Origin of the sequence: Thalassotalea sp. ND16A (assembly GCF_000764205.1) — a bacterium.
In the GTDB taxonomy this organism is placed as follows: domain Bacteria; phylum Pseudomonadota; class Gammaproteobacteria; order Enterobacterales; family Alteromonadaceae; genus Thalassotalea_A.
On sequence record NZ_JQDZ01000007.1, the window covers coordinates 61,808 to 80,092 of the forward strand.

Here is an 18,285-nt window from a genome sequence, read left to right on the forward strand (position 1 = left end):
ATGTTCATTTTATTCGTGTTTTTTTGAGAGTTTACTCGTCAACAGTGGTCAGACCTGTTAACGTTGTATTTAACAGATCATAACACTGGTTCTCGAGGTACGTATGCGCATAGTAGAAATTTTATTAGTTGAAGCTCCACATAAACCGGGCTACATGGCGAAAGTGTTGGGCGTAATTGGTGAATTTGGCGCCACCGTAGAAGGGGTAAATGCGGTACGCCGCTTAGATAAAGATACCATTTGGGAAATCACCGTAGAATACGATGATGCCTTAAGTATTGAGCAGTTATTTGAACAAATAAATCTGTTACCAGACACCTTCATCACCGGCAAATCCGATCGGGTGTTTAATCGCCATAAACAAGGCAAAATTAAAACGATTTCCACCATTACCATCGACTCCCTGGAAATCCTGCGGGACGTCTATACCCCGGGTGTTGCCAGAGTTTGTCAGGCGATAGAACAAACCCCGAGTAAAATTAAAGACTTTACCAATATTCAAAATACCGTGGCAATTGTCACCAATGGCACCGCGATTTTAGGCTTGGGAGATATTGGCCCAGAGGCTGGCTTGCCGGTGATGGAAGGTAAGGCCGCGATTTTAGCCGAAATTGTCGGTTTATCTGGCGTACCTATTTTATTAAAAGAAAAAGATCCGTTAAAAATCATCGAAATTGTCGAAGCCATTGCGCCCTCCTTTGGCGCCATTTTATTAGAAGATATCAAGGCTCCGGAATGTTTTACCATTGAAGATGAATTAATTGAACGGGTCAACAAGCCGGTTTTTCATGATGATCAACATGGCACCGCCATGGTGGTGCTCGCCGCATTATTGTCGGCGACAAAGCAAAGCAAAGTCGATTTAAAAGACCGCGTATTTGGCCAGATTGGCCTTGGGGCGGCAGGCATGGGTATTTGTAATTTGCTGCTTGAATATGGCGTAGAAGATGTTGTTGGTTGTGATTTAAGTAATGAGGCGCAAAAGAAGCTGCGCAGCTTAGGCGGAAAACCGTTAAGCCTGGAAGAAGTGATGGCGACTGCCGACGTAGTCGTAGCCACGACCGGAGTAAAAGGCTTAATCAAACCAGAAATGGTCCGTGAAGGGCAAATTATCATGGCATTAACCAATCCAGATCCGGAAATAGAACCCAGTGTCGCTTTAGAACATGGCGCCCTATTTGCCACTTGCGGTAAGGTAGTAAACAATATGCTCGCCTTCCCGGGGTTATTCAAAGGTACATTAGATGCCGATGTGACAAAAATCACCCATCCAATGAAAATTGCCGTTTCTGAAACGTTGTCCTCTCTGGCAAGAGATGGAGCATTAGTACCGGCATCGTTAAATAAAGAAGCACATCAAAAAGTGGCAGAAGCCGTATATCAGGCAGCAATAAAACAAAAAAACGAATATTTATAGTCATTAATTTTGGACCTCGGCACTGCCCAGTAAAAAACTACTGGGCGCAAATATTGCCCATCGAATATATAAACCATACCCATTTACTTTCTATCTTTCTAACTTACTTACTTGCTTGCTTACTTGCTTACTTGCACCACATTAGCTAATGGCTCGGCTTGATAGCGGGCGAACATATCAGACAGTGACTCAATGTTGCTGGCAATTTTTTTTTCGGCTAAAAACTTTTCATTATAGAGTTTTGAGTACGAGCGTTCGGCCAAGTCACAACTGAAAGTCACTATCGTTTTGCCTTTGCCCATTTTTGCCGCCGCATATAAAGCACCAGCAACATTGAGGGCTGAACTGCTGCCCAGGGTGATGCCATCTAAATCACGAACATGTCGGGAAATGGCGACCAAATCCTGATCGGGCAAGGTGATTGCCTTATCAATTTTTGCCTGGCGAAAATTAGCCACACTGCGCATAATGCCAATTCCCTCGGTAAATGAATTGCCATCACTGGCATAGCTGCCGGTTTTGAGATAGGCATAAATACCCGAACCAGAGGGGTCAACCAGCCAGGTTTGTAATTGCGGATTTTGTTCTGATAAATATCGTGAGTTTCCGGCAATTGTGCCTGCCGTACCAACCACGGAGACCAAAGCATCGATTTTACCTGCCGTTTGTTGCCAAATTTCAGGGCCGGTATTTTCATAATGAGCTTTGCTATTACTGGTATTTTCAAATTGATCGGCCCACCAATAATCGTCATGCTCTTCGCCTAAACGCTTGGCGGTATGATAGAAATGATCGGGGTTGGCAAAGGGGCAGGCATCCACCAATTTTAATTGCGCCCCGTAAAGGCTGATCATCTGCTCTTTTTCCCGAGCTTGTCCTTTTGGCATCACCACCAACATCTTAAAGCCCAAACAATTAGCAACCAGTGCCAGACCTATGCCGGTATTGCCGGCAGTGCCTTCGACTATCGTCATTCCCGGTGTTAACTTGTTTGCTGCAATGGCATCCAACACCAGTTGCAATGCCGCCCTGTCTTTAATCGAACCACCCGGGTTTTGCTGTTCACATTTTAATAATATCTCACAGCCGGTTAAATCAGAGAGACTGTTAACTCGTAATAAATCGGTATTACCGATCAGTTCCGTGACATTGTTTAAGGTTGGAGCAATTATCATCAGCCATTGCCAGAAAATACTATTGGATTATCTTAAATACTAGATAGAGATAGCCTTAAGTCAAGATGGAGATAATCCATTTAGACAAATTTACGGTGAATCAAAGTGTTAGCCAGAACATCGATTTTTTATTGATAAAAACTGAAGGAGAAGATAAAAAACCAATAATTTTGTACTAGTATTGATCTAATAGCGATATGAATTTTGATGTTCAAAGTTTGCGCTCCTGTCTTTGTTTTTTGTTGTTATTGGCTTGTGCCTGTCGAGCATAAATTTCGCTGCATTTAATTAATGAGGGGACAAGTTATGGCTAAAAAAGCTTTGCTGTTTACAATTATCATCTTGAGTACCATTGCCGGCGTTTTTATAATCATTAATGTCATGTACCCGCAGACATCTTACGAATATCGGCAAGTCAAAAAAATTGCCCCGCAAGCCAGCAATCAATTACTGCGCATAGACCAGCACATCAGTAAGACTCAACGTCCGGCAGAGCATTTTAATTTTCCCATCGCCCTTGGCCAAACAGGCCCGGTGGAGTCGTTATATTCTGGACCATCACAATACCCATTTTATTGTATGACCTTAGATTCCCCCCTCGGCCAACCTTTAGTTGACAATCAACAAGGCTATGGCGTACCTGTTTATGATGATATTGAGTCAAGAAAGAAGATTGTTGGCTATTCAAAAGATTGCTCTGTGAAATCGCGGTTAAGTTATTATCGGATCAATAGTGATGGACAAATTGAAGCACTCGAGCTTAGCCAGTTAAAAAACAACAGCGATTTCAGCAGTAACACTAAGCAATTATTAAGGGTGGAGCAAGGTAGCATCAATCGCTTTATTTACACCATAATTATGCCGATAAGTTTTACCGAAGTTGACGACAGATTGGCGCAAACACAGTGGAATAAGCGACTGATCTATCAATTTAATGGCGGTTCGGGTATTGGTTATCGCCAAGGCAGACAAAAACCCAAAAGCGTTATTGAAAGGCAACTACAACAATTATTAGATGGTTATGCGGTTATCAGTTCAAGCGGTAATAGAACCAGTTACACCTATAATATGCTGCTCGCCGAAGATACCGCCAGAAGAGTTAAGCGACAGTTTGTCAGTTTGTATGGCCCGCCACTTTACACCGTCGGCATCGGCGGTTCCGGCGGCGGTCTGGCCCAATATTTAATTGCCCAAAACAGCAGCGGCATTCTCGATGGTATTATTCCGCTCTATTCTTACCCGGATATGATCACCCAAACCACCTATGCCTTAGACTGCGATTTATTAAATAACTACTTTACTTTTCGCGCCCGAAAAAAGCGAACCTGGCAAGATTGGCAGCGTAGACAACTGATTGAGGGAATGAATTCTATCAATAACTTTCCGCAACGAGCCGCGTATTTGCAACCGTTAAATCAAGTGGCCGCCGGTTTTATGCCGTCATTACCCAAAGGTAATAATGAGTGCATCAATGGTTATTTTGGTTTATCCAGTTTTATTAATAACCCGAAGCAAGGCTTTGTCAGAGATTTTTTCCACCCACGGGTAGTCGATGACGTGGCCTGGAGTTATTGGCAGGATCTATCGTCACTATTGGGCACCGACAGTAATGGTGATGCGTTATCCACCTGGGATAATGTCGGGGTGCAATATGGATTATCGGCATTGAACAGTGGCGATATCTCAATCAAAGAATTCCTCGATGTGAATCGAAAAATTGGCGGCTGGAAAGTTCAGAAAAAAATGAAAAAAGAAACGCTAATGACGCCATTGGGCCGTAAAATCCCGTTATGGTTGTCTATATGGAGTAAGCAAAACATCACTAAGGTAAAGAATAAAGTCGCCGCCAGACACCAGGGTTCTATTGCCGCGATGAACGCCGCCTATTTATCGGGGCAAGTGTTTATTGGTAAAATTGATCTACCCGTTATCGATGTGCGTCATTATTTGGAAGACGATCTCGACATGCATCATGTGTCGGCATCCTTTTTTTCCCGGTTGCGGATAATTAAGGCCAACGGCCATGCGAAAAACCATGTAATTTGGATTGCCAATAAGGACTATTCCCCAATCGCTGCAGCATTTGCGCAAATGGATGATTGGCTGTTAACGATGAACGATTTTGGAACTGATGTGCTCAGTGCAAAACCAAGCAGCTTAATCGATAGTTGTTTTGCCGCTGATGGTCAGGTAATTGATCAAGGTGAACATACCTGGGACGGAGATTGGAACGACAAAGCGCAGGGTAGCTGCCAACAAGCTTTTCCAATGTTTTCCACCAGTCGTATCCAGGCCGGTGGCAATTGGGCCGGTGATATTTTTAAATGCAAATTAATTCCGCTTGAGCAGGCTATCGACCGTGGTTTTTATGGCACAGTGGCAATCAATGACTATGTTGAACAGCTTGCTAAAATCTTTCCAACAGGAGTTTGCGATCATCAACAGGGAGATATGGGCCGGCCCGTGAGTATTTGATTGGGATTACAAAATCCTTGCCGATAATGGCCGGTGTTGTAAGGAAAGCGAGTTTAAAGGCATTATTAAAGAAACATTTTTGCGCTCTTTTTGCTGTGTCCAGTCGCAATGTCCACGGACAGTTTCGGACTCTTCACCTGTCCGAACGGACACAAACATCAGCACGACAAAAATAAACAACAATAAATACAGTAGCTTACAACTCATTTAAAGTTGGCATTGAATCTGCACTAATACTAGTAATATTCGATTATGCAGAAGTTACCTATGATTGCTGATACCAAAAGCCAAGATGAAGTCATTGTGGCACAACAAAAACACGCTCCTTTAAAGCTTCTTAGTACGCTGTTGATCACCGGCTTGTTTATTTATTTAGCAATGCCAACCATGAGTCGATGGTACTCCTCTATTCCTAGTGTAAAAAGTAATACCCTAACCACTGCCTCAGTTATTCGGGGTGAGCTTATTCGTGATGTTGCCGTCTCCGGCAAAGCCGTTGCGGCAAACGCACCACAACTGTTTAGTACAGAAATGGGGCAAATTACCTTATTAGTAAAGCCGGGAAAAGCGGTGAATAAAAACCAAATCGTTGCCCAGCTGGTTAGCCCGGAACTGGATGCGATGATAAAACAACAACAATCTACCTTAGAGCAGCTCAGTATTAGCGCCAGCCGGGGAGTATTAGCCGATAAAGAAGCGCAACTTGATTTAGAAAGCAATATGAATACCGCGCAATCGAGTTTAAATGTCGCCAAACGTGAATGGCAACGCGCAGAAATTTCATATAACAAGCAAATAATTAGTGAAGTTGACTGGATGAAAAGCGAAGACACCCTAGCCGATGCTGAGCGTTTTTATCAACATGCCAAAAACCGGGTTGAGTTAGCGACAGAGCGTTTAATCTTTGAAAAGCAACATCGGGAATTTTTAGTGAAAAAGCAGCAACTCATTTTAGATGAATTAAACCGCCGTCATCAAGCATTAGCGATTAAAGCACCGGTGGCTGGTGTTGTCGGTAATTGGTTGGTGGCGCAAAAGAATTCCATTGCGGCGAATACCGCAATTATGACCATAGTTGACTTATCCGAATATGAAGCCGAACTGAGTGTGCCCGAATTCTATGCCGACGATTTAGGCATTGGTTTAACCGTCAGCATGCAAATCTCAGGCATCGCCGTCAGTGGTGAGATTATCGCCATATCCCCTGAAATCAAAGCCAATCAGGTTAAGGTAAGAGCCAAGCTTGTGTCACAAAACACTCTGCAATTAAGACAGAATCAACGCATTAATGCGCGTATTGAATTTGAAAAGAAAAGTGACGTATTAATGATCAAACGTGGTGCGTTTATCGGTTCACTGGCGGGCAAATTTGCCTATAAAAAGACTGACCAACACACGGCTGAAAAAATTGCCATTATCACCGGAACCAGCAGTGTTGACTTTATCGAACTGACTTCCGGAGTCGACGAAGGTGATGAAATTATTATTTCTGATTATCAAGATTTTAGCAGCGCAGAACAAATCAATATCAGTGGTTAATACCAAGTTGACTAATTATCTGATCATTTTTAATGGCTAAAACAAAATTAAACAACCAAATTTAACAACTGAATTAAAGAGCAAGAACTCAACAGTTAACAAGGAAATAAATATGCTTATCATGAACAATGTGTCACGAATTTATCGTAATGACACCATTCAAACCCACGCATTGCGTGACTTTTCATTGGCAGTGAAATCGGGGGAGTTTGTTGCCGTTACCGGACCTTCTGGCTCGGGTAAGTCGACATTTTTAAATGTGGCGGGTTTGTTAGATAACTTTGATCAAGGCGAATATACCCTGGATGGTGTCAGTGTCCATGGCTTAAAAGACGATGAATTATCAAAACTGAGAAACGAAAAAATTGGCTTTATTTTTCAAAACTATAACTTAATCCCCGATTACAGTATTTTCGATAATGTCGATATGCCACTGAGATACCGTGGCTTTAATAATGCAGAACGTAAACGCCGGGTCGAACAAGCGTTGGAAAAAGTAGGCTTAGCATCACGGGCTAGCTATTTGCCAAGCCAGTTATCCGGAGGCCAGCAACAACGTGTTGCGATAGCACGAGCGTTAGCGGGTGAGCCGAAAATATTATTGGCGGATGAGCCCACGGGTAACCTGGACTCGTTAATGGCACGGCAAGTGATGGAGTTGTTGCATAACCTGAATAAAGAAGGCACGACAATTATCATGGTCACCCATGATCCAGATCAGGCGAAAGAAGTGAGTCGAAACGTACAAATTATTGATGGTGAAATATCAGATTTTCGTATTTATGCGCCGCTGCAACAGCAAGATGCAGAGCAAACGCTAACACCAGCAAAGCAGATGGAGGTTGTGGATGCTTAGTTACAATTTAAAATTAGCACTACAAAGTTTTAAACGGGCTCCCTCATTATACTTTTTAGTGCTGTTAACCTTGTCGATTGGCGTCGGCTTATTGTGCGCAAATTTGGCCCTGGTCAGTTCGATGGCAGGCGATCCTATTGCTGAAAAGAGTGATACCTTATTTCATGTCAGTATGAACACCTGGCCCGGTGAGCAACCGCCAGCTGAACCGTTTCATTTATTGCGCTATCGTGACGCGATGCAGATATCGAATTCGAATATTGCGAAACACAGCGCCATTTTTTATGCATCAGGAGTTTATGCCAGAGATGCCCAAGCAACCAGTTTAAAGCGCTTTGATTCAAATGTCAGAGCCACCACCCCAGGATTTTTTGCCTTAACCAAAGCGCCATTTGCTCATGGTAGCGCCTTTGCCAAAAGCTCTGGCATGGAAGTGGTGATTGGCGATGAACTCAATAAAAAAATATTTGCCGGCAGCAATAGTGTCGGCAAGACCTTAGAGCTTGATGGTGAATTGTTAACCATTGTCGGGGTGTTAAAGCCCTGGTTTCTCAGACCGTTATTTTATCATGCCACCGAAGGACGAGCATTTAATTTAACCGACGATATATACGTGCCACTGGAAACTGCCATTGATTTAGGCTGGTCTAATCATGCCAGAACGTCATCAACAGTAAGCTATAAAGGGATAGAGTTCTCCCGAGATCGCAATGTATTTTATTTACAGGCATGGGTGCAATTAGAAAATAGCGCTGAGCAACAGGCATTTCAAAGCTATTTGGATGGCTACAGTCAAACGTTGCAAGATGCAGGTGAACATCCGCATGCGATAAGAAATGAACTTCGTGATGTCAATGCCTGGTTAGCACAACTAAAAATTGTTGATCAAAAAGTCCTAGCGTTCACCTTAGCCTCGGTCTTGTTTTTATGTGTTTGTGTGTTCAATGCCAGCAGTTTGTTGTTGTCACGTTTTCATTCGGCCAAGTTTGAAGTCGGTTTGCGCCGCGCCATTGGTGCCAGTAATAAACATTTATTGCTGCAAGGACTCACCGAAAGTGCATTGTTGGGGCTTATTGCCGGCGTGTTCTCACTGTTATTAAGCTGGTTGTTTTTAAAACTCTCGACCGAGTTTTTACCCGATTTAGCAAATCTCGCCGTGCTTGAGCCAAAACTCCTGCTGTTGGGCATGGTATTAGCATTGTGTACGGCAATATCGAGTGCCTTATACCCCTTATATCGGGCCAATCGCTACACCATTTCTGCTGAACTTAAATAACCGATGAGCTAAGGAAAAACTGATGAATTTAAAAGCATTATTGAAGTCATTATTATTACGTAAATTTACCACTGGATTGCTAGTATTACAGCTGGCGATCACCTTAGGCTTATTGGTCAACAGTGCCATTTTGGCATTAGATACCAGAGAAAAAACGTCTATTTCAACCGGACTTGAGCAAGACAATATTTTAATTGTTGCCACCCATCCTACGTCGGGCAGTTATCGTGATTTAGATTATCATCGCGCCATCGCCACCGAAGATATGGTAAAACTCGCGCAATTACCTGGAGTTAACAGTGTTTCGGTGACCAATCAACTGCCGATTCGATCGCGAGGAATGTTAAGTACTATCTATGATCTGGATAATCCAGAACAAGTAAAGACTGACAAATATTTACAAAACGTAAAATACACTTTAGCCGAGAAGGGGATGGCGGATGCCTTTGGCTTTTCATTAATGGAAGGTCGATTTCTCAATGACAGTGACCAGCTTGATTTTGGCAGTGAAGAAAAACGTAATATTGTCATCACCGAATCACTAAAACGTGCGCTTTATGGGGATAATTCGGCCATCGGCAAAGAAACCAATAATGGCCGAATTGTCGGGGTCATTAACGATGTTTTACTTGATCCTACAATTCCGCAAGACAAGCAGTACGGTTTATTTGTTAATACCATGATGGAATATATTTTTGTTGGTCGTTTTTACGTATTAAATGTTGAACCCGGACAAATGGCCAGCGTGCGCAGTCAGGTCAGTGATACTATTTTAGCGGTGCAGGCCGAACGTGATATTTTCGATGTTTTCACTATGGCCGAGCACTTAAAAAGTTTTTATCGTGACGATCAGGGGTTGGCAGATTTATTTATGTTGTTGTGTGCGTTGATGCTTTTCGTTACCGCGATTAGCAGCTATGCCTACTCCCAATTTCATATTTCCCGACAAAAAAAGTTTATCGGTATTCGTCGTGCGCTCGGTGCCCGTAAAAAAGATATTCTGCTTTATGTACTGACGGAAAATTGGTTAGTGTCAGCCATTGGTTGTATGCTAGGCATAGTGGTTGCCTTCGGCTTTAACATCTTGTTAAGTCAACACATCGTTTTGAGTAAACCTGATATCATGCTATTTTTGCTTACCGTGGCTATTATTTTTATTTCGGGGACGATTGCTACTTGGATCCCGGCCAATAACACCAGTAAAATTGCACCGGTGATCGCCACCAAAACAGTTTAAACCCACTTGTTATGACAGTGGAACAAGGAAAAATATGGCTCAGGTTTTAGTGGTTGATGACAACTCGGATATTATTGAGGCTCTTGATTTGTTGCTGAGTTTGCATGGCTATCAAGTGCGTAGCGCCAGCAATAAAAAGCAAGCGGTACTGGCAGTTGCCCATCACGCTATCGATTTGGTGATACAAGACATGAACTTTGCTCAAGGCATTACCTCGGGTGATGAAGGTAAATCATTATTCACCGAATTGCGGGCGCTAAAACCTGATTTACCGATCATTTTGATCACCGCATGGACGCAACTGGAAACGGCCATTGAACTGGTCAAAGCCGGCGCTACCGATTACTTACAAAAACCCTGGGACGATAACAAACTGCTTGAGTTGGTAAAACAATTTACCAGCAATGAACAGAGCTTGCAGCGGCAAACAGTATCATTGCCGGCAGGGGCGCCGTTAATTTATCAAAGTGCAGAAATGCATGCGTTAATAGCGGACGCCAACAAAGTTGCCAGGGCCGATGTTAATGTATTGATCAGCGGCGCCAATGGCTCGGGTAAAGAAAAGCTTGCCGATCATCTTCATCAACAATCAACACGTAGTGCAGCGGCGTTCATCAAAGTGAATATGGGCGCATTACCGCAAGAGTTGATGGAAGCGGAATTATTTGGCGCGGAAAAAGGCGCGTTTACCGGGGCAAATCAAGCAAGAGCAGGACGCTTTGAAGCCGCAAACGGCGGCACGTTGTTTTTGGACGAGATAGGCAATTTACCCCTTACCGGTCAGATGAAACTGCTCAGGGTATTACAAACCGGTGAATTTGAGCGGTTAGGCTCGAACCAAACCATCAAAGTAGATGTACGGGTGTTAAGTGCTACCAACAGCAATCTCAATGACGCAATTAAGCAGGGTACATTCAGAGAAGACTTGTTCTACCGGCTTAACGTCATAGAGTTACATTTGCCGCCGTTAAACGCACGTAAAGCTGACATTATTCCGCTCGCCAGACATTTTATCACCAGTGAGTATTCCTTAACTGAAGATGCTCAGCAATTTTTATTATCCTGTGCCTGGCCGGGCAATGTTCGTGAATTGGAAAACGCCTGTAAACGGGCGATGATATTTGCTACCGATCAGTGCATTACTCGAGATGACTTTCAAAGTTTGCAACAAAGTGGCCAAATAAAAAATGAAAAGCAGCAAATCGAAGATATGCTAATTAAACATGCGGGGGTGATAAAACATGCGGCAACAGCACTTGGCTTGAGTCGACAAGCACTTTATCGCCGTATCGATAAGTACAACATTGATATCGACAGCTTATGTTAATCGCAAAACTGATGTTCTTAAATCTGCTATTTATTGCCGGATTTCTGCTGTTGTTGCCAGATTCACCCTGGTTATTTTCCTGCAATACCAGCTTACTCATTACCCTTGCCGCGCTGCTATTAAAACGGCAACAACATCAGCAGGATAAAATTTTACAAGCGCTGTTGGATGGCTTACGAAACCTCCAGGACGGTGACTTTGCCGTCAGTTTAACCGAAAGCTCGCAGCAACGACAAAATATTCAACAACATCAACTGATCACCCTGTTCAATCAAGTTGCTGATAAATTACGGGCAGAGAAGCAATCCTTGTATCAACGTGAACTGTTGTTAAATAAGGTGGTGAATGCTTCTAATGTGGTTACCGTTTTAGTGAATCACCGCAACACCGTGATATTTGCCAATCGTGCTGCCCAACATTTTTTTAACAATAGCTCATTACTGGGTCAATCCTGGTCATCATTACTGAGTAAACAAGCACCAGAGTTAGTTCAACATAATGATAAGAACGATGCCATTATTCAACTTACAATGACAGATAATGGCAAGCAAGCAAACACCTGTGCAAATGAAACAATCGCAAAAACAGAACAAAGCTGGCACTTATCACGACATCAATTGAAATTGCATGGTAGTAACCACCAACTAACGTTATTTAAACCGATCACCAAAGAGCTGCATAAGCAAGAATTACAAACCTGGAAAAAAGTCATCCGAGTCATTAATCATGAGCTCAATAACTCTATCGCGCCAATCAGTTCGATGTGCCACAGTGGCCAGATTTTAGCGGAGAGAATCGATGAACCACAACTGCATCGTGTTTTTAAAACGATTTCCTCACGAGTCAACAAACTCTCGGAATTTATCCAAAACTATAGTCAGTTAGCTCGACTCTCCACTCCGCAAAAACAGTCATTCAACATCAAAAATACGATTGAGCAATTGCAAACCCTATATCAATTTGAATTAACTGCACCTCAGCCAACTTTCATGCTCAATGCCGATGAAAGTCAAATTGAGCAGCTACTGATCAACCTGCTTAAAAATGCCAAAGAAGTCTCTGCTGAACAACCGAGTCGAGTGAGTTTGACGATAGTTAATGATCATCTTGATATGATCATTCGTGATTTTGGCCCGGGGATGAAACCAGAAGTGATGGAAAAAGCATTTTTACCCTATTATTCCACCAAACCGGAAGGCAGTGGCATCGGCTTAAGTATTTGCCGGGAAGTTATTGATGCGCACCATGGACAAATTAACTTAAGTAACCACCCTGACGGTGGCCTACAAGTAACATTACACTTGCCGTTAGTGTAATTGAATATGTCATTGAAAGTGTAATTGAATGTGAAATAGAAAGTGTGATGGTACTGATAGCAAGTTAATCAACTTGCTATGACCTAACTGTTTGCGCCATTTTTTGAGAACTGCTGCAGGGCAAAATCAATAAAGCACCTCACCTTTTTGGCAACGTATGTTCGATGCGGGTAAATGGCAAAAAGACCAAACTCTAAGGTCGTATAGTCCGGCAGTATCGGCACTAACCGACCCTCACTTATGGCGTCTTCCACGATGAATGCCGGGGTCATTGCAATCCCTCCACCGGCAATGGCAATTTCCCGAACCGCTTGCGGACTGTTCGCGGCAATGGCAGAGCTCACATTGATGGTATCGCTAGTGCCGTGTGGTGAAATGATTGGCCATTGCTTACCAACTCGAAAATTGCTATCGATAATGCAGCGATGCGTTGCCACTTGCTCGGGGGTTTTCGCTAAACCATACTGTTTAATATAATCCGGTGATGCCGATAATATCAACGGGAAGGTTTTCAGATGCCGGGCTATCATGTTGGAATCATCCACACCGCCAATTCGCAGCCGAACATCGATGCCCTCTTCCAGCATATCGATTGCACCATTAGTGAGAATTAACTCTATTTTTAGCTCTGGATATAGCGCCAAAAATTTTGGCAATAGCGGTGCAAGTTGCATCTCACCAAAAGTAACCGGGGCGCTTACTCTTAATAAGCCTCTTGGGTTCGTTTGCTCGCCGGTGACATTATCGACCATAGCGCTAAATTGTTCGAGTAACGCCACCGACTCTTCGTAATAACGTCGACCAGCATCGGTTAAGGCAAGCTGTCTGGTAGTACGGTTGAATAACCGTATCCCTAACTTGCTCTCTACTTCACCCACGTATTTACTGACTAAGGCTTTTGATATACCAAGCCTGTCACTCGCTGCCGTAAATGAATTCGTTTCCACGACTGCAATCACTGTTTTTAACCCGTCTAAGCTATCCATTAACACCTCCACTTAACCAATTATCAATACTATGTTGACAATCATTCAATATCAACCCTATTTATCAATGCAGCATTGATATGGATAATAACTCCATCGAAACTGCAACAGCCTTTAACAAAGGCAATCACGAGGGAGAGGCAGAGCAATGTCGAACATAGAGATATATACCAGACCGGGTTGTGGTTACTGCACCCATGCAAAGCGGTTATTAACCAATAATGATTTGGACTTTGTCGAACATGATGTTTATCAACACCCTGAGAATATTAAGCAATTACACGCAAGAACTTCAGGCAGAACGTATCCGCAAATATTTATCGATGGTCAGTCAATTGGTGGTTTACCGAACTACTGGCAAAAGAGCAACAGGGTTTATTAACAAACCCAAGCAAAATTTAACTTTACACTGAATAGGACAATTAAGATGAAAACACTTTTAAAGGCAACAACAAGTAACGGCCAAAGTAACGGCACAATAAAAAGCTATTTAATCGCGGCGGCTGGCGTATTAATGTTCGGTTTTGGCGGTATCAACACAGCACAAGCCGGACAAACATTTCACAAAAGCATTAAGGTACAACAGCAGGATATTTTTTATCGTGAAGCCGGAGTAGAACACGAACGTACCATTGTATTACTGCATGGTTTTCCAACATCATCACACATGTACCGAGAGCTAATACCTAAGTTAGCTGAGCAATATCATGTCATTGCGCCAGATTACCCAGGTTTTGGTAACAGCTCGATGCCAGCATTGAATGAATTTGAATACAGCTTTGATAATTTAGCGAGCATTACCGATGCTTTTCTGGCGCAGGTCGGCGCAGAGCAGTACACCATGTATGTGATGGATTACGGCGCACCGATAGGGTTTAGAATTGCCGCGGCTCACCCGGAAAGAGTAGAAGGCTTGATCATTCAAAATGGTAATGCCTATGATGAAGGATTACGTGACTTTTGGCAGCCAATTAAAGCCTACTGGCAAGACAAAAGCGCTGAAAATGCTAAGGCATTAAAAGATGCGTTGTTAACCATAGCTGCGACTGAGTGGCAATATACGAATGGTACCCGTAATAAAGCAACGATCAGCCCGGATAACTGGATTGTTGATCAAGCAAAGTTAGATCGTCCCGGTAATAAAGAGATCCAATTAGAATTGTTTTACTCGTACGGCACCAACCCGGCACTTTACCCAGAATGGCAAGCGTACTTTCGAGAGCACCAGCCACCAACGCTATTAGTGTGGGGGAAAGGCGACTATATCTTCCCGGAAGAAGGCGCCCACCCATACAAACGTGACTTGAAAAATTTAGATTTTCACATTCTTGATACGGGTCACTTTGCCTTAGAAGAAGACGGCGATGTGATTGCAAAGCATATCCTCAAGTTTATGGGCAACAATAAATAACTAGCAAGAACCCTAGATTACAGCATTATTTGAATAATACCCTAAAGCCATTGAGATCATCGATATAGTTTTCTACCTGATAGCCCTCAGCACAGTTGGCATGTAAAAATCCGCCATAAAACATGCCCAGATACTCAAAGGTATCTTTAAAAGCACAGATAAAAGAGTTGGGCACTTTTTTACTTGCTGAACTGCATACTACATAAGCTGTTTTGCCCCTGAGACGTCGACCTGAGTCCAATAGATGAGGCAGTTCTAATAAGTCAGATATACGGTCGAGAAACTTTTTCATCGTGGGTGTAACTGCATACCAATATACCGGTGATGCGAAAATGATCTTTTCATATGATAGCATTTTTTCGATCAACGGCATGAAATCATCATCCTGGTTTTTATACTCATAGTCATATTCACTAAAGCTGTAGTCGGACAAATCAATGATATCGATGTCGGTGTTAAGGGCAAAGCTGTTTAATAATTTTTCAGTATTTCCATTCGCTCTGGCGCTTGAAAAAATGGCAACGGTGTTATTCATATTGTTTATTCCTAGATTGATTAATTGCTAATTAATCGCCACGTTAATACCTCAAGTTAAGCTGAGGTCAAGTGGTCGTTATGATTAAATCAAAAAATTCTAAAGAATTGAGTGTAAGTCAGGTCGCTAAAGGCAGTGGCGTAGCGATATCGACGTTTTACTTTTATGAAACTAAGGGGCTGATTAATTGTTGGCGAAATAATCCAAACTGTAATGGCTGATCTTTAACCAGTTGTGGAAGTTGGTATTAGCCGGTTCCAACGCGAGCCACGCCGGTCACCCCTCTAATTGGCCTTGCTCCGGGTGCCAAGTGGTATTAACACCCTGCTGCCAATTATGAGCCTACTTACAAAGAAAAAGCCCAGTCAATTTTCATTAACTGGGCTTTATAAAATTAGTGAGTTGGCCGTGTAAGCCGGGTTCTGTTACTTCTAATATAAATACTAAAAGCGACAATCATTCGTCTAGGCATGCAATCGCTCACATGCTCAAGCAACCTACCCGGTTTCCGCGCGAGCCACGCGTAAACTATTTAAAGTAATGAAACCCTATTTGGTCTTGCTCCGGGTGGAGTTTACCCTGCTGCGAACTGTTACCAGCCGCCCGGTGCGCTCTTACCGCACCCTTTCAGCCTTACCTGTGCTGCTCTTATAAATAAGAATAGCCATCGGCGGTCTTCTCTCTGCTGCACTTGTCGTGGGCTTGCGCCCCCCAGGTGTTACCTGGCACCCTGCTCAATGGAGCCCGGACTTTCCTCCCCTCAATCTGTCTATCTGCCGCTTACACAGCAGATACAACGATTAAGCAGCGATTGTCTGGCCAACTCGCTGCGCATTCTACCGACTCAGTAGCCGCGAGTAAATAAGATTAAGACAAATAAGCAATACTTGTCATCTTGCTGTCATCAACCAATCACATTAACTTTATATTTTTGACACAAATTTGTAACTCAAGGCACCTACTCTTTGCAAGTCAATTTTAATAGTTAATATACCGAGTAAGGATTGTAAATGAACAATAAAACAATGTTAGCAATGGCGTTATCGTCATTAATGCTGAGTGCTTGTGGCGGCGATAGTAATGACAGCCAAGTCGCAGGAGTCGATTTAGCACAAAATGCGATGGTTACAGAAGATGCAACACCAATTAAAAACGTCATTCTAATGATAGGCGACGGGATGGGAGCACAACAGGTTGGCTTACTTGAAGAGTATGCTCGCAGAGCACCTGACTCCACCTACAATAATAAGAATAACAAAACCGCTTTATCAAAATTTGCCGATGCCGGACAAATCGGACTTTCTCTCAATGCACCGTATGGCTCTAGTGGCAGCTTAGTGGTTGATTCAGCGTGTTCAGCAACTCAATTAGCGACTGGCTTTGCCGCAGGCTCAGAAATGATCGGTTTGGACAGCGATGGCAATATAGTGGAAACCATTTTAGAAAAAGCCAAAGCTCAAGGTAAAGCCACAGGATTGGTTTCTGATACCCGTATTACCCATGCCACACCTGCAGCATTTGCCAGTCATCAACCTCACCGCTCTTTTGAAGCGACCATTGCAGAAGAACTGATTGAATCAGGCAATGTCGATGTTATGTTATCCGGTGGTGCTCGAGTATTCTTACCGCAAAGCATTAAAACCGATACGCATGAGCGGTCTGTTATGGCGGCATTAGGGGCTCCGGATAGCATTTACAAAAAATCGAAACGTCGCGATAATCGCAACTTGCTGGTAGAAGCAAAAGACAGCTATGGCTATCAGTTGGCTTTTGATAACAACCAGCTTGAGCAGGCACAAGGTGATAAGTTACTCGGTTTATTTGCCAATTCTGGCATGCTTGATGGCATTGCTTACACAGAGTGTAAAGCTGACAATAGCTGCAGCCAGCCATCACTGAAGGATATGACGTTAAAGGCCCTGGAGCTGTTATCAACCGATCCTGATGGCTTTTTCTTAATGATTGAAGGCGGGCAAATTGACTGGGCAGGTCATGTCAATGATGCCGGCTGGATGCTGCATGAGTTATTAAAGTTTGATGAAGCCGTTGATGCCGTCTATGAATGGGTGAAGGATAGGAGCGATACCTTAGTCGTGGTCACTGCCGATCACGAAACCGGAAGTTTTGGTTTCAGTTATTCTCGAAAAGATTTGCCTGAAGCTAAATACTTAACCGGTGATGGTATGCAAGGTTATGATTATAAGCCTAACTTCAACTTTGGTAGTTTAAACACACTCGATAAACTCTATGGGCAAACAGGTACTTTTTACGACATGATGAACAGGGTCAATGCCGATTGGGACTTTACCGATACCACCGGAGAACAATGGTCAGCAGCGGTTAATGAGTTCAGTCAGTTCAAAATCACCGCCGAGCAAGCACAGCCGATCAGTGAACGCGAAGTAAATGAGTACCAGGTTGCAGATCATAAATACCTTGATAGCTATGAATTTCCGAAAATAAATGACTTTAAAGAGTTTTATGTCTACGGTGATGAACTTCACGGCAATTTGATTGGCCGCGCTTTATCTGCGGGTCAAAATACGGTATGGGGAACAGGAACGCATACTGCAGCACCGGTACCCGTGTATGTGTTCGGTCCGGAAGCTGTCAGTAAGCAGTTTGCGACCATGCAGCACCATGTAGATATAGGCAATAAAATGATCAACGCCATGCTAGCGAATTGATAGACTCACGCCCGCGATTGCGCGGGTGGCGCTTTTTGGGTTAATAAG

General features: G+C 43.2%; 14 protein-coding genes and 1 other RNA gene. 11 read left to right on the forward strand and 4 right to left on the reverse strand.

Annotated elements, in window-relative coordinates; translation table 11 throughout:
• The first annotated feature begins 103 nt into the window (after positions 1-103).
• Positions 104-1,417, forward strand: coding sequence for a malic enzyme-like NAD(P)-binding protein (locus tag ND16A_RS18000; RefSeq protein ID WP_033075808.1), 1,314 nt, complete (start codon positions 104-106; stop codon positions 1,415-1,417).
• Positions 1,418-1,536: 119 nt separating this feature from the next.
• On the opposite strand, the gene ND16A_RS17995 is transcribed toward ND16A_RS18000, so the two are convergent.
• The gene (locus tag ND16A_RS17995) at positions 1,537-2,592 is read right to left on the reverse strand and encodes a cysteine synthase A (protein WP_033075809.1); all 1,056 of its coding nucleotides are present in this window, start codon (positions 2,590-2,592) and stop codon (positions 1,537-1,539) included.
• 306 nt (positions 2,593-2,898) lie between these two features.
• Between ND16A_RS17995 and ND16A_RS17990 the strand changes: the two genes are divergently transcribed.
• The 7 genes from ND16A_RS17990 (at position 2,899) to ND16A_RS17960 (ending at position 12,618) form a co-directional block, all read left to right on the forward strand.
• Positions 2,899-5,067 (forward strand): DUF6351 family protein, encoded by a 2,169-nt coding sequence (locus tag ND16A_RS17990; protein WP_033075810.1) that lies wholly within the window; start codon positions 2,899-2,901, stop codon positions 5,065-5,067.
• 267 nt (positions 5,068-5,334) lie between these two features.
• Positions 5,335-6,606 (forward strand): efflux RND transporter periplasmic adaptor subunit, encoded by a 1,272-nt coding sequence (locus ND16A_RS17985; protein WP_033075811.1) that lies wholly within the window; start codon positions 5,335-5,337, stop codon positions 6,604-6,606.
• A 112-nt stretch (positions 6,607-6,718) separates the two neighbouring features.
• A complete protein-coding gene (locus tag ND16A_RS17980) occupies positions 6,719-7,462 on the forward strand; it encodes an ABC transporter ATP-binding protein (protein ID WP_033075812.1) in 744 nt (247 codons plus the stop codon).
• Positions 7,455-8,738, forward strand: a complete 1,284-nt coding sequence (locus ND16A_RS17975) for an ABC transporter permease (RefSeq protein ID WP_033075813.1) — start codon at positions 7,455-7,457, stop codon at positions 8,736-8,738. The genes ND16A_RS17980 and ND16A_RS17975 overlap by 8 nt, the downstream gene beginning before the upstream one ends.
• Before the next feature lie 22 nt (positions 8,739-8,760).
• Positions 8,761-9,975: an ABC transporter permease gene (locus tag ND16A_RS17970; protein WP_033075814.1), complete on the forward strand. Its 1,215-nt coding sequence runs from the start codon at positions 8,761-8,763 to the stop codon at positions 9,973-9,975.
• 34 nt (positions 9,976-10,009) lie between these two features.
• Positions 10,010-11,302 carry a sigma-54-dependent transcriptional regulator gene (locus ND16A_RS17965; protein ID WP_033075815.1) on the forward strand — a complete coding sequence of 431 codons (1,293 nt, stop codon included), beginning with the start codon at positions 10,010-10,012 and terminating at the stop codon, positions 11,300-11,302.
• Positions 11,296-12,618, forward strand: coding sequence for a sensor histidine kinase (locus ND16A_RS17960; protein ID WP_033075816.1), 1,323 nt, complete (start codon positions 11,296-11,298; stop codon positions 12,616-12,618). Before ND16A_RS17965 ends, ND16A_RS17960 begins: the two co-directional genes overlap by 7 nt.
• A gap of 83 nt (positions 12,619-12,701) precedes the next feature.
• Here ND16A_RS17960 and ND16A_RS17955 read toward each other — a convergent pair whose 3' ends face one another.
• Positions 12,702-13,604 carry a LysR family transcriptional regulator gene (locus ND16A_RS17955; RefSeq protein WP_033075817.1) on the reverse strand — a complete coding sequence of 301 codons (903 nt, stop codon included), beginning with the start codon at positions 13,602-13,604 and terminating at the stop codon, positions 12,702-12,704.
• Between the two features lie 148 nt (positions 13,605-13,752).
• Here ND16A_RS17955 and ND16A_RS17950 point away from each other — a divergent pair, with 148 nt between their 5' ends.
• Both ND16A_RS17950 and ND16A_RS17945 read left to right on the forward strand, forming a co-directional pair.
• Positions 13,753-13,986: a glutaredoxin family protein gene (locus ND16A_RS17950; protein ID WP_033075818.1), complete on the forward strand. Its 234-nt coding sequence runs from the start codon at positions 13,753-13,755 to the stop codon at positions 13,984-13,986.
• Between the two features lie 45 nt (positions 13,987-14,031).
• Entirely contained in the window at positions 14,032-15,015 is a 984-nt protein-coding gene (locus ND16A_RS17945; RefSeq protein WP_081945411.1) for an alpha/beta fold hydrolase, read from the forward strand.
• Between the two features lie 25 nt (positions 15,016-15,040).
• Here ND16A_RS17945 and ND16A_RS17940 read toward each other — a convergent pair whose 3' ends face one another.
• Positions 15,041-15,550, reverse strand: a complete 510-nt coding sequence (locus ND16A_RS17940) for a flavodoxin family protein (RefSeq protein WP_033075819.1) — start codon at positions 15,548-15,550, stop codon at positions 15,041-15,043.
• A gap of 394 nt (positions 15,551-15,944) precedes the next feature.
• Positions 15,945-16,377, reverse strand: an RNA gene (gene rnpB / locus ND16A_RS20050) — RNase P RNA component class A.
• Positions 16,378-16,560: 183 nt separating this feature from the next.
• On the opposite strand from rnpB, the gene ND16A_RS17935 reads away from it, so the two are divergent.
• Positions 16,561-18,237 carry an alkaline phosphatase gene (locus ND16A_RS17935; protein ID WP_033075820.1) on the forward strand — a complete coding sequence of 559 codons (1,677 nt, stop codon included), beginning with the start codon at positions 16,561-16,563 and terminating at the stop codon, positions 18,235-18,237.
• Positions 18,238-18,285 lie beyond the last annotated feature (48 nt).

Bases quoted from the DNA above. Each gene is read 5' to 3' on its own strand.
- ND16A_RS18000 (WP_033075808.1), top strand. From the start codon at position 104: ATGCGCATAGTAGAAATTTTATTAGTTGAAGCTCCACATAAACCGGGC.
- ND16A_RS17995 (WP_033075809.1), bottom strand. From the start codon at position 2,592: ATGATAATTGCTCCAACCTTAAACAATGTCACGGAACTGATCGGTAAT.
- ND16A_RS17990 (WP_033075810.1), top strand. From the start codon at position 2,899: ATGGCTAAAAAAGCTTTGCTGTTTACAATTATCATCTTGAGTACCATT.
- ND16A_RS17985 (WP_033075811.1), top strand. From the start codon at position 5,335: ATGATTGCTGATACCAAAAGCCAAGATGAAGTCATTGTGGCACAACAA.
- ND16A_RS17980 (WP_033075812.1), top strand. From the start codon at position 6,719: ATGCTTATCATGAACAATGTGTCACGAATTTATCGTAATGACACCATT.
- ND16A_RS17975 (WP_033075813.1), top strand. From the start codon at position 7,455: ATGCTTAGTTACAATTTAAAATTAGCACTACAAAGTTTTAAACGGGCT.
- ND16A_RS17970 (WP_033075814.1), top strand. From the start codon at position 8,761: ATGAATTTAAAAGCATTATTGAAGTCATTATTATTACGTAAATTTACC.
- ND16A_RS17965 (WP_033075815.1), top strand. From the start codon at position 10,010: ATGGCTCAGGTTTTAGTGGTTGATGACAACTCGGATATTATTGAGGCT.
- ND16A_RS17960 (WP_033075816.1), top strand. From the start codon at position 11,296: ATGTTAATCGCAAAACTGATGTTCTTAAATCTGCTATTTATTGCCGGA.
- ND16A_RS17955 (WP_033075817.1), bottom strand. From the start codon at position 13,604: ATGGATAGCTTAGACGGGTTAAAAACAGTGATTGCAGTCGTGGAAACG.
- ND16A_RS17950 (WP_033075818.1), top strand. From the start codon at position 13,753: ATGTCGAACATAGAGATATATACCAGACCGGGTTGTGGTTACTGCACC.
- ND16A_RS17945 (WP_081945411.1), top strand. From the start codon at position 14,032: ATGAAAACACTTTTAAAGGCAACAACAAGTAACGGCCAAAGTAACGGC.
- ND16A_RS17940 (WP_033075819.1), bottom strand. From the start codon at position 15,550: ATGAATAACACCGTTGCCATTTTTTCAAGCGCCAGAGCGAATGGAAAT.
- ND16A_RS17935 (WP_033075820.1), top strand. From the start codon at position 16,561: ATGAACAATAAAACAATGTTAGCAATGGCGTTATCGTCATTAATGCTG.